Source organism: Pseudoalteromonas sp. NZS71 (genome assembly GCF_015864715.1).
Classification (GTDB): Bacteria; Pseudomonadota; Gammaproteobacteria; order Enterobacterales; family Alteromonadaceae; genus Pseudoalteromonas; species Pseudoalteromonas arctica.
On record NZ_JADYWS010000012.1, the window covers coordinates 62,011 to 73,942 of the forward strand.

Below are 11,932 nucleotides of genomic sequence, written 5' to 3' on the forward strand. Positions count from 1 at the left end.
CTACAACGCCTGTTCGACTATAGCGTCTGTGAGGTGAAGTTTAGTGGTTTGTGCGTCGGTTAAATGAGCTTTGAGTTGGTCACACAATGCTATTAGTTCATCGACTTTGGTTACGATACGACGTTGCTCTTCTAATGGTGGGAGAGGTACTATTGTCGTTGAAAGTCTGTTCAGAGCCATCTTTTGAACTCCAACTTGTTTGGTCTTATCAAAAAATTGCTCTTGAGCAAAATCACCATCTAAATATTTAAACAAATAATATTTATCGACCCCTGTAAATGGGGACAATCTAGCCGCATTTTCAGTTAAATTCATGCCGCTGAACCTAATCGGTATTAAGCCACATTTACCGATGGTCGCACCGACAATGGTCATGTATAAATCATCCGAGGTTATTATATAATTGCTGATTTGAGATTGGACATCTTCAGTAATATAGTGAAGATCGTCTTCTCTAATGCTGCCATTTCTCATATCAGATACTCGAATATAAATATAAGGGGTTACTTCCCTAGATAATACTTGCCCTTTAGGTAAACGCTTTCCGCCCCGAATTGTAACTAACTCACCTAGATTAACCCACTCCCATCCTACTGGTAATTCAAACGGTTTTTCTTCATTGGTGATTGCTGGCAGTGGCTTTTGCTTTTTGATTTTTTTGTCTTTAATCAGTTGGGCTTTTTCTGCTGCTATGCGCTCTAGAAGTTTGGCGGCGGGTTCGTCATCTGGGTTTTGTGGAACGAGTTTACCCATTACTGCTAGTTGTAAAATGGTTTGTTTTAACGTGTCAATACTGGCAGTAGTGGTGAATAGCGTGTCGAAGTGCTCGCTTAAACGCTGCCAGTTTTGTTGAAACTGTGCTGTGGCTTGTTCGGGCGTTGCGGTTTGCTCTGGTGCTTTTAGCAAAGCCTCTAACAGCACTTTAACTAAGGTTTGGTGTGCGGTAATACTGTTTTCAGTTTGTGCCTCAAGCTCATCACACAAGCTCATTAACTCATCTACTTTGGCGACTATACGTTGTTGCTCTCTAGTAGGAGCAAGAGGAATTGGCGCCGCTTTTAATCTATCTTGCGATATGTTCATTTGGCTTTCAGCCATTCCAGACTTTGCGGACTCTAAAAAGTCAGCTGTAGGTCCCGCATTTAAGCACAATGAAATAAAGCGCTCTGACATGCCAATCTCAACTAAATGAAATCGAATTATTTTATCTGAAATCATTAATTTAGGTCGAGTTTCTTGTACAAGGCACGAAACACCGACTCTATTTTTAGGACCTGCGCGCGTGATTAAAATATCACCAACTTTTACTTCATACTGAGGTCTTGGTTCTTTAGATTCTGACAATACCTTATTTTCATACTCGCGATATTCCATGTTCTGAACAGCTGTAGTCTTCAATACTCCCCAAACATCATTATTTGGTGATGCTTCAGGCGGACAGGATGGACTCCATCCAGCATCCATTACAGTTATTAAAGAATTTAAATTTCCCCACTCCCATCCTTGCGGCAATTCAAATGGTTTTTCATCTTCACTAATCTCCGGCAGTACTTTTGGCTTTTTAATTTTTTTGTCTTTAACCAATTGCGCTTTTTCAGCGGCTATTCGCTCAAGCAATACTGACGCTGGTTCGTCGTTTGAATCTTGCGGTACTAGTTTGCCACGTACTGCGAGCTCTAAAATAAGTTCACGGAGTTTTTTAATGCCATGAAGTGAAAACTTTTTTGATGAGCCGCGCCCTGCTGACGATTTTTGCTCAATGGCGGTCGTCCAAATATCAAGATGTTCGGTTATTAGCTGCTCTGCGTTTGTGCTTGGTGTTTTTAACTCAGCCATTACATGCCCTCAGTATCTTTTGAAAGGGCTGCTGACAATATGCCTTTAAGCTGATCGCGCAGTGCTTGTATGTCGGCTTGCTGCTTCGAATAATCTGCTAATAACTCTTCTGGGTTATGGCTGATTACCTCGCCTACATGCGGGTTTTTAATGTCTAGATTGTAATTACGGGCAATAATATCGTCGATTGATACCTTCCACGCTTGCTCGGTCTCAGTACGGCTTGCAAAGCCGTCTGCTTCGTTGCCCCACCATTCGAGCTCCGTTTTAAATTCTTCAAATTTCATTGGTTTGGTTTTGTTGTAATTTTTAACGCCTGCTGGGTATGGGTGCTCGTAAAACCACACGTCTTTTGTTGGCGTGCCTTTGGTAAAAAACAGAATGTTAGTTTTAATACTTGTGTACGGGGCAAATACACCATTAGGTAAGCGTACTATGGTGTGTAAGTTACATTCCTCAACCAATAGCTTTTTAATTTTGGTTTTAACGCCTTCACCAAACAAAGTACCGTCTGGCAATACCACTGCTGCGCGGCCTTTAGTGTTGAGCACTTCTATAATGAGCTGTAAGAATAGGTCGGCTGTTTCGCGAGTTTGCATGTCGCTTGGGAAGTTTTTTTCGATGCCGTCTTCTTCAGTGCCGCCAAATGGAGGGTTGGTGATGATTACATCTACTTGGTCATCCCAGCTTGAAAGCGGTTTATTTAGGGTATTGCCGTGTTTAACTTGTACCGGCACCTCAATGCCGTGAAGCATCATGTTGGTAGTACACAGTAAATGCGGGAGTTGTTTTTTTTCTACACCGTGTATTTGCTTTTGTAATATTGGGTGGTCGTCGCCCGATTTAACATAGTTTGCTTTTACATGGTCGAACGCACACGCTAAAAAGCCACCAGTACCACAAGCAGGGTCCATGATTGACTCGCCTAGTTTTGGGTCGGTTACTGCAACTATAAATTTAGTAATGGCGCGCGGGGTATAAAATTCGCCCGCGTTGCCTGCGCTTTGTAAGTCTTTTAGTATTTGCTCGTAAAGGTCGCCAAATAAGTGGCGCTCTTTTGAGTCGGTGAAGTCTATTTCGTTTAGTTTGTTGATCACCTGGCGTAGTAGCGTGCCGTTTTTCATGTAGTTAAAAGCATCGCTAAACGCTTGGGTGACTACATAGCCGCGTGGGTTTTTGTCTATTGGTGCGGTTAGGTTTTTAAGCTCTGGAAAAAGCTTGTCGTTTACAAACTCTAAAAGCTCATCGCCGGTGATGCCTTCGTTATCGGCCGCCCAATTGCGCCATAAAAATTGCTCGGGGATTGGCTCGCGGTAATCGTCTAATTCAAGCTCTAGCTCTTCTTCTTGCGCGTCGAATACTTTTAAAAATAGTAACCACGACATTTGGCCAAGGCGTTGTGCGTCGCCATCGACACCGGCGTCTTTTCGCATAATATCTTGAATAGACTTAATAGCTGAACTGATAGACATAGTATTCTCTTGTTTGATTATTTTTATAAACAGCGACTAAAAGCAAATATAAAAGCTGTTTATTTTGATTGGTTTAATGCTTTGCTGTCGCTCATATAAAGAGACAGCAAACATATAATTAAGCTGTTTTAGGTGTTGGCATTTGGTATATTTGTGCTTCTAGCTCTTTAACCGCTTGCTCGTATTGCGCCTTACCACCAAAGCCTTTTTTAACGATTTCACTTAGGCTGCCAATTTGGTTAAATGGCGCTACTTTAAGTGCTTGCATAGATTCTATTTCTTGCACGCCTACATCTGCGTATTTTAACAGAAGGTTCTCGAGTACGGTGTGCGCGGTACCCGAATATTTAGTGAAATAGTTACGCTTTTGTACGTTATCTGCGCGTTCTTTACGAGTTAATGGGGGTTGGTCGTAAACTACATGGCAGATCATATCAAAGGGGTCCATGTCTTTGCCGACTTCTTCTTCGAGGGCTGACCAAATAATGCCTTCTTCGGCGAGCTCGTCTATTACGGCTTGTTTGCGATCTGACTCATTCCAACGTTTTACAAAGTCGTCGAGTGAGCTGAATTGTTTGCTCATGGTTTTACGGGTGTAATCTATAAATGACTCGGTAACAAGTTTACCGTCGGTATCGTAATACTGTACTCGCTCTGCGACTTTATTAACGGTAACACCCGATACGCGGTACTTAACCATTTTACTTGTTTCATCGTCCCATTCGCCATCCAGCGTGCCATCGCCTTTAGGGTCGTTAATGGTGTCGTTGTTGGCATCGGTTGTATCGTCAGTGGTTTGGTCGCCAAATACGTTGTCTGGTGTTTCTGCGCTGGTTGTATCATCTTGTGATTCAAGATCAACGTCTTCGTCTTCAATATCAGTGGGCGTTACTTTTATTATTTTTTCTGGTGTGCCATCAAAGCGTTCATCGGCAAATAATTCGGTGGCTTTTTTAAAGTCGAGTATCGTAAACCAAAGCTTACCGTAGCGATCGTCAATACGGGTACCACGGCCAATGATTTGTTTAAACTTGGTCATTGATTGTATGTTTTGATCAAGCACTACTAGCTTACAGGTTTTAGCGTCTACCCCTGTGGTCATAAGCTCTGAGGTGGTAGCAATAACTGGGTATGGGCGTTTAGGGTTTATAAAGTTATCGAGCTGACCTTTACCTAGTTCGTCATCGCCAGTGATTTTCATTACGTATTTATCGTTTTTTGCCATTTGCTCTGGGTTTAAGTTGGCAATGGCACGGCGCATGCGTTCGGCGTGATCTATGTCGTTACAAAACACGATGGTTTTAGCCATAGGGTCTGTACGTTTTAAATAGTTGGTAATGGTTTCTGCCACCAGCTGTGTTCGCTCGTCAATTACCATTGTGCGGTCAAAGTCTTTTTGGTTGTATATCCGGTCTTGTATTACTTCACCGTTATTATCAACCTGTCCTTTTGTTGGTCGCCAGCCTTGTAGGTCTACGTCGAGATCGACTCGTACCACTTTGTATGGCGCTAAAAAGCCATCTTCAATACCTTCTTTTAGGGAATAGGTATAAGCTGGGTCGCCAAAATAGTCTGAGTTTGATACTTCCTCTGTTTCTTTGGGTGTTGCGGTTAAGCCAACTTGAGCAGCACCTTTAAAGTAAGTGAGTATTTCACGCCAAGCGCTATCTTCACTTGCGCTACCACGGTGGCATTCGTCAATAATAATGAGGTCAAAAAAGTCTGGGTCTACTTGCTTAAAGGCTTTTTGGGATTCTTCTGGTCCTGTTAGTGCTTGGTAAAGTGCTAAATGTATTTCGTAAGCGGGGTCGATTGTTCTGCCGGTAATTTTGGTCATTGAAGTACCAAACGGCTGAAAGTCATTTATACGAGTTTGATCGACCAATATGTTGCGGTCGGCTAAAAATAATATGCGTTTTTTAGCGCGTGACTTCCATAAGCGCCAAATAATTTGAAACGCGGTATAAGTTTTACCGGTTCCTGTTGCCATAACAAGGAGTACGCGGTCTTTACCTGACGATATAGCCTCTACTGTTTTATTAATCGCTTGAAGCTGATAGTAACGGGGATGCTTGCCACTGCCATCATCGTAATAGGCTTGGTTAATTATGGGCAATTGCGATTCGGTATAGCCCTTGTAAGCGCAATACTTAGCCCAAAGCTCTTGCGGTGATGGGAAGTCTTCTAAGCGTATTTCAGATTCGAGGTTATGCGCATCAGGCGTGCCGAGCTTAGTCTTATCGTGAAATATAAAGCCATCGCCATTAGAGGCGAATATAAACGGCACATCGAGCAGCCTGGCGTAATCTAAGCCTTGTTGTAGCCCTTTACCTACTTCGTGCTTATTCGCTTTAGCCTCAATGACAGCAAGCGGCATGCTGGGTTTATGGTAAAGCACTATGTCAGCCGATTTAACCGTTTTACGTACACCAAGTTGCCCACGGACGATTACTTTACCGTCACGTAGTTTAACCTCTTGGCGTATCTGGGTTATGTCGTCCCACCCTGCGGTTTTAACTGCGGGTAGAATAAACTTACTGATTATATCGGTTTCGCTGAGCTTTCTTTTATCCATAACTTAAACCATCCCTAAATACTGCGCTACAAGCCAACAAGGCTTTGCATACAACTCGTTGATTCAACGTGTTTCGTGCTGTTTAGTGATGCTATATAAAATATGGTTAATAAGCAAAAATAAAAGATAGTAAAAATAAGCTAGTTGAGTTAATAAAAATATTAAGCTAATTTTTGCTATAGCCAAGCTGAAATAGTAATTCATTGCTATATTGGTTCAGAATATTAAATGCTTTTTCTTGCTTAACATTCATCTTTCCGCCAAAAATTTTATACTTAAGCGAGCTATGTTTTTTAAACATCCTCAAGTTATCTTCAAGCAACTTACCAAAGTGATTGGCATACTCGGTAATGTGGTAATGATGCTGCTGGACGGTTTTAAGGTGAGCCTTTGCTTCAGATTCAAGGGATGTTAACTTTTCTATCTCTGCCAACAATTCAACTTTTTTCATCTTTATTTTTTCGACTTTTTTATATGAACCTGTTACTGCAAAGTACATTGCGGGAGCTGCTATTATGCCACCTAAAACCATAAACCCTCCAGCCATACCAGCCCCTCCTGCAGCGATAGAACCACCACCAAACCAAGCAAGTGTTGCGTTTGTTGCAGCTATACCAGAGAGTGAGGTAATAGCAGTTCCTGTAGATGCACTACCTATAATGGTAACGACGCCCCAGGCACCAACAGCTGAAGTACCACCCACCAAACCGCCAAACCCTGCTTTAAGTGAAGTTTTGAAACCATCGGAGAACTGCTTTAACTGAATTAAAGTTACTTTTTGATCAACTGCTTTGCTGTCGCTTGTAACATTAGATTTAGTTTGTAAAACCTTTCCAACTTTTTTTAAAAGCTTATTTGTTTTCTCTAATGTAAAACCGATAGAATTTAAGGCTTTATTCGTCTCATCATTAATCAGTTTCAAGCTTTCAAATACTGGCTTATACAAGCTGTTGTGTAAATCTTCGTAATGTTTATTTTGGAGTGCTAGGTGATAAGTACCACCTAATGATAAAAAACCAATTAAATATTTACCTGTAGATTTTAATATTTGCCTCTTATTGTTTCCCTGAGCAAAAAACACTCCCTCAAACTCATGCTCTAAATACTCAAAAGACCCATCGGAGATCTCAGTAGGTGTTTTATTACTATAATTTACTATGGCTTTATAAGCGGTAATGCTATTTTTTGATTGCTTTAAATTAGCAAGGTATTGTTCTTTGACTTCGCTGTAATACATTAATTTACTTCCTTGTTAGCCAATACCCAACTTTTGAAAATATAAATAAGAGAGATCGGACAATTATTTTTTAAGTGTCGAGTTTACAATATTTTTTATTAATATCACCAAGTATTAGCATAGAAATAGACTTGAGTATTAGAGTCACACTTTTTCTGAACCGTAAAACTAAAAAAGCGCTCTGATTAACTCAGAGCGCTTTGCGTTTAGGACAAATAAACAAGGGTTATACAAATTTAAATAGCAAATATTTGAGCATGATTCTCATACTACGCTTATTGCTTTGGCAATATTGCTCATAGCTAATTATGCCAATAGACATTTTAGTGCAAAACAAACTTAGAGCGATAAACCAGGCAAAGTTTTGAGTCGATTGGTACTTTAATAACAGTAACGCTGAGCCACTAAATGCAATAATCGAATAGACAATTTCTATTTGGTATTGGCTAAAAGCCTTTAAAATTTTGGGCATTAAAAGCCGTCATCAAAAGCATCAAAACATTCATCATTGCTTGAATCCGCTATCGATTCTTCAATTTCATAAACATTCATTACTCTATTAGGCTGGCCCACCACATTGCCACCAACATCAACGATATTAGCGCTCGCATTTGTAATAGGTAATCCTGTTGAGGGATTAATAGCAATATCATTAGCGTCGTTTTTCATTTTTTAAACCTTATTAATCATTAATTACAACTTCACAATTTAATGAATTCGTGATAAAAATCAAACTTGTTTGACTGCGCAGCTCAGCAACAAACCGTTTGCATAAGTAGTTACCCCTCCTCTTACTTCACCTAATTTTTTATTAAGTAAAAACCCTTTATTCATTTCTAAAAAACACATTAATTAGTTTATTTTAAAGGCTGTTTTTTGTCTGCAAGACAGGTTTAAAATGGCATTTTTCGGCACGAAAAACTGCAAGAAAAAACGCCTCAGAATGAGGCCAACAAGCGCGTAATGTGTTGTAGGCGAAGCCGCAGACACATGGAGACAGCGCGAATGTACAGCTGGTCTGTACTACCCGCGATAGTGTTTCGCATCAGCGAAATTCGATTAAGATTTGGCACAAATTGATATCGAACCATCTATTTTCGTAGAAAATAAAAGCGAAGAAAAATGCGGATAATGGGGCACCCATCGCATTGTCTGTAGCGGCAGGATGGCGGGTAGTACTGAGCGTAGCTCGGTGCATTCGCGCTGGGTCTACAACGCTAGTGCGATAGCGCGTCGAGTCAGCTCGTTGCGGAGCAACATCAGAGCTGGCGTGCGTTTTAGGCCCTATGGTTGAGTAGCGAAGCGACGAAGCCATCCGCTGAAAGCGGCTTCTCTCAATGGTTTCATCCCTCGTTTCATTAAAAGAGCAAACGCACAACGTCTTGCAATGAATACCGTAATATTTTTGCCTAATTGAAATAAAGAATAACTTATAAAGTAAGGCCTCCTCTTTAAGAGGAGGCCTTACTTTATAAGTTTAATTCATACAAATTTTCTACGTTTAAAAACACGCTTAATAAAAATAAAAAATAAATTGGATAATTTTACTTAAAACACAATTAGTTCGTTTTTCGACATCCTATTTAGAAATTCCGAAATATCGCAATCCCATAGGAGTTTATAAATATGAATGACCAAAAACATACCCAACAATTTTCACAAAACAGTGAATCAACAAGCACACCTAAGCCATTACACCAATTAAGAAGATCCGATAGCGTGCTTAGTATTGTTCAGGCCGATATTCCTCAACCATGCATCATTGTGCCTTCGATATTAACTGCCGGAGAGGCTACGCTACTTGCTGCCGGAGCTGGCTCTGGAAAAACCTATATTTCTCAGTATATCGCTGCGTGTGTTGCTGCTGGCACTACTAGTTTTGGTAATGAGCCGTGCGAAGCTAAAAAAGTTTTGTATATTGATGCTGAATTAGGTCTGCATCAGATACAAACACGTTTTGGCAATATTTTTAACGCGATAAGCGCTGGGCCTGGTGACCCATTTTTTAGAGTAATTCATAGAAAAAGTATTCCAGGAGGAATACCTGACCTTGCAACACCTGACGGTTTTGATGCACTCGCCAGTGATATTGAATGGGCCGATGTAGTGATTTTCGATAACCTATCCGCACTGTATACATCCGCAGAGGAGCTCAATCAAAACGACTGGAACTACTACAACAAATGCATTGACGCATTGCGAAGCGAAGGAAAGGCAATTTTGATACTTCACCACACAGATAAAACAGGCAAAAACTACCGAGGCCATACTGAAATTGCGCGTGCAGTTGATAATGTGCTCATTGCAACAAAAGATTTAAAAGCCAGCACCAATTCAGTGACTGTGGTTGATATAGCGCAGTCTAAATCACGTAACGGCGCCAGTAGTGAAAAACTTATGAGTATCGCGTTTGGTGATATATATAACGATGGGCGATTTTTGATGATTCGCGCTAAATAAGCGAGCAATTTTGCATGCTCGGGAGTTATATAAATTATGACTCCTGATTTAGTGAACACGAATGCAAAACGATAACGACTATACTCACCAATACGCCCGCTATTTTGATATTAACATGCGATATAACGTAGGTGCTAACAACTATCAAAAGGGTGTAAACCGTACTGCTCTAACAGTCCTTATTGCGGTTAGGTTTTCTATTGTCGCGCCAGTGATTATTCGCTGGCTGTATAATATTAGTCAACCTCAAGCGCTTGCCCATTTAAATAAGTTAGTGGGTGAAAAGCTGTTAACGATGGTCCCTACACATAGAAGCCCTGATGGGCGGGTTTATATTCCAACTTACTCAGGAGCTAAATATGCACAGGAGCAAACCAGCATTGACACTTACTTTCGCTCAAAATCAAACCCCGCACTGCAGGTTAACCACAACCACATAATGCACGACTTAATGAATGCATTTATTGCCCTGCGCGGATTACATAACCATACCTCAGATGGCGTTTACAGGCCGCTATGGACAGGATTTTTATCTGAGCCAGAATTTAAACGACTATATAACCAAAGCAGTGCGCGGATTGTAGATGGTGTTGCTGTATTACCAGATAGAGCTGTGGTTGCCATCGAGATTGAGAATTCATTTAAGAATAAAGCCGCGCGACAAACAATTTTACTCAAGTACCTGACTTCACTTAAAGCAGGCCATTACCAACAGGTATTTATATTTTCACAATCTACGCAAATATTTGATGATGTAAAAAGATTACACACTCAGTTAATGACAGAGCTCCCAGAGCGTATAAATAAGAAGACCCAACAACCATTTATGACTCTCGAAGATGCTGCGTTACTAGAATCTGCGATTGTGTATCGCACAAAATTTTGTGATGAAATTACAGCGCTGTTTTATATCTAAGCCGAAATATGCACGTGAAATAATATGTTTACCTCATAAAAAAAGCATCGTTTGATGCTTTAGTGTTTTTTATTGCGGCTACAATACAGCGCAATTGTTTTAAATGTTAAATGCCCTATATAGCAAGCTGCTACAGTGAGCGTAAAAGATTGAGTAGTAGATAATATTAAATAGGTCTTATTTATTAGCCCATTATAGTAAAGCCAACCGAAGGCAATAAATATAAAGCCACACATACTAAATAGTTCTGCTATAGCGTTAGCGATAAACTCAATCCATTTCTTCTTCGTCATAGCTATTGTCCTTTTTGTCCTGTCACTTTATATAAGTACATAGCAGAGGATTTATTAGCCTTTTCGACTTACTTTAAAAACCAATCACAAAAATAAAAGAGAGCGAACTTAGTTCGCTCTCTTTGTTATTTTGTCAGGTTACATTATGCGATTAAGACAACGCATTCGTGCCCTACCGCCAGGTCAATCGCTATATTGCCCTCCCCCTGCACAACCATCTACTGAGTAGATAGCATGACGAGGTTCATTTGATGTGCAGTGAATCACCTTTTGGCTCTTCAGATCATGTAGCTTGTATAGCGACAAGCTGAGTGCAATTTTTTGGGGTAATGGATATGCAGGTATGTTTATGGCTTTACATTAATAATTACATTCGCTGCAGGGGAATTATAAAGAGTACCCAGTAGTTCACTTAGAGTTTGTATATTTTCAATATATTTCAAGCCACTACTTTTCTATTGTGCTAATGCAACTTTTTAAAAGATAAATTTAATCTTCGCAAATATTTTCTTTATTGAAATCAGAAAAATATCCAAGCTTGCAAAGTACACGTCAAACATTATTATTAATAATAACTTATAGTCGGAGAGTAATTATGACTGAATTTTTAATGATGATTTTTCCAGCGATAGTCCTCACTATTGGCTTTGCATACATAGTAGTAAAGGATAATAAAAAAAATGAAGTTAAAAACTCAGATTGAAGTATAAAAAAGCGAGCCCAGAGGCTCGCCAGAGTTTATGAGCTTTCTATTAACCGTAACCAACTGTCTTCTGCAGCTGCAAAATACTCATTGGGTTTTAGCATAAACAGTTGCTCAAATTCTGCAGAGAAAAAATTGCAGAAGTTTGTTATGTCTTCAATATGTATAAGTAAAAAGGCATGCATCTCAACACCTTCCAAATACCGCTCTGAAAACTCAGGGTTAGCAGTTAACAACTGTTGAGAAATACTAATACCCAAAACACTCCCCACGCTATCTCGGTGTAAATAAATGTAATTTGTGAAGCCCAGCTCTAGTGCTTGCTTATCAACGACATCAGCTAATAGCAAAATTGTAGAGCTGTCATCCCACGGTGATTTACTAGCACGTACATATTGACGTATAAACGGCGATTTTTGGTCTTTCATGGTTTTTCCTAG

General features: G+C 40.1%; 8 protein-coding genes. 2 read left to right on the forward strand and 6 right to left on the reverse strand.

Going from position 1 to position 11,932, the window contains the following annotated elements; translation table 11 throughout:
- From I6E85_RS09780 to I6E85_RS09800, 5 genes are all read right to left on the reverse strand, one after another.
- Window positions 1-1,836, reverse strand: coding sequence for a restriction endonuclease subunit S (locus tag I6E85_RS09780; RefSeq protein ID WP_197236898.1), 1,836 nt, complete (start codon window positions 1,834-1,836; stop codon window positions 1-3).
- The gene (locus tag I6E85_RS09785) at window positions 1,836-3,308 is read right to left on the reverse strand and encodes an N-6 DNA methylase (protein ID WP_197236899.1); all 1,473 of its coding nucleotides are present in this window, start codon (window positions 3,306-3,308) and stop codon (window positions 1,836-1,838) included. The genes I6E85_RS09780 and I6E85_RS09785 overlap by 1 nt, the downstream gene beginning before the upstream one ends.
- Before the next feature lie 118 nt (window positions 3,309-3,426).
- On the reverse strand, window positions 3,427-5,883 hold the full coding sequence (hsdR, locus tag I6E85_RS09790) for an EcoAI/FtnUII family type I restriction enzme subunit R (RefSeq protein WP_197236900.1): 2,457 nt from the start codon (window positions 5,881-5,883) through the stop codon (window positions 3,427-3,429).
- 166 nt (window positions 5,884-6,049) lie between these two features.
- A complete protein-coding gene (locus I6E85_RS09795; RefSeq protein WP_197236901.1) occupies window positions 6,050-7,120 on the reverse strand; it encodes a hypothetical protein in 1,071 nt (356 codons plus the stop codon).
- Between the two features lie 471 nt (window positions 7,121-7,591).
- Complete coding sequence (locus I6E85_RS09800; RefSeq protein ID WP_197236902.1) at window positions 7,592-7,789, reverse strand: hypothetical protein; 198 nt, start codon at window positions 7,787-7,789, stop codon at window positions 7,592-7,594.
- 957 nt (window positions 7,790-8,746) lie between these two features.
- Here I6E85_RS09800 and I6E85_RS09805 point away from each other — a divergent pair.
- Both I6E85_RS09805 and I6E85_RS09810 read left to right on the forward strand, forming a co-directional pair.
- Window positions 8,747-9,580 carry an AAA family ATPase gene (locus I6E85_RS09805; RefSeq protein ID WP_197236903.1) on the forward strand — a complete coding sequence of 278 codons (834 nt, stop codon included), beginning with the start codon at window positions 8,747-8,749 and terminating at the stop codon, window positions 9,578-9,580.
- A 61-nt stretch (window positions 9,581-9,641) separates the two neighbouring features.
- Window positions 9,642-10,496 (forward strand): hypothetical protein, encoded by an 855-nt coding sequence (locus I6E85_RS09810; RefSeq protein WP_197236904.1) that lies wholly within the window; start codon window positions 9,642-9,644, stop codon window positions 10,494-10,496.
- A 1,031-nt stretch (window positions 10,497-11,527) separates the two neighbouring features.
- Here I6E85_RS09810 and I6E85_RS09815 read toward each other — a convergent pair.
- On the reverse strand, window positions 11,528-11,920 hold the full coding sequence (locus tag I6E85_RS09815; RefSeq protein ID WP_197236905.1) for a hypothetical protein: 393 nt from the start codon (window positions 11,918-11,920) through the stop codon (window positions 11,528-11,530).
- Window positions 11,921-11,932: the final 12 nt, after the last annotated feature.

Bases quoted from the DNA above. Each gene is read 5' to 3' on its own strand.
- hsdR (WP_197236900.1), bottom strand. From the start codon at position 5,883: ATGGATAAAAGAAAGCTCAGCGAAACCGATATAATCAGTAAGTTTATT.
- I6E85_RS09805 (WP_197236903.1), top strand. From the start codon at position 8,747: ATGAATGACCAAAAACATACCCAACAATTTTCACAAAACAGTGAATCA.
- I6E85_RS09780 (WP_197236898.1), bottom strand. From the start codon at position 1,836: ATGGCTGAGTTAAAAACACCAAGCACAAACGCAGAGCAGCTAATAACC.
- I6E85_RS09815 (WP_197236905.1), bottom strand. From the start codon at position 11,920: ATGAAAGACCAAAAATCGCCGTTTATACGTCAATATGTACGTGCTAGT.
- I6E85_RS09795 (WP_197236901.1), bottom strand. From the start codon at position 7,120: ATGTATTACAGCGAAGTCAAAGAACAATACCTTGCTAATTTAAAGCAA.
- I6E85_RS09810 (WP_197236904.1), top strand. From the start codon at position 9,642: ATGCAAAACGATAACGACTATACTCACCAATACGCCCGCTATTTTGAT.
- I6E85_RS09785 (WP_197236899.1), bottom strand. From the start codon at position 3,308: ATGTCTATCAGTTCAGCTATTAAGTCTATTCAAGATATTATGCGAAAA.
- I6E85_RS09800 (WP_197236902.1), bottom strand. From the start codon at position 7,789: ATGAAAAACGACGCTAATGATATTGCTATTAATCCCTCAACAGGATTA.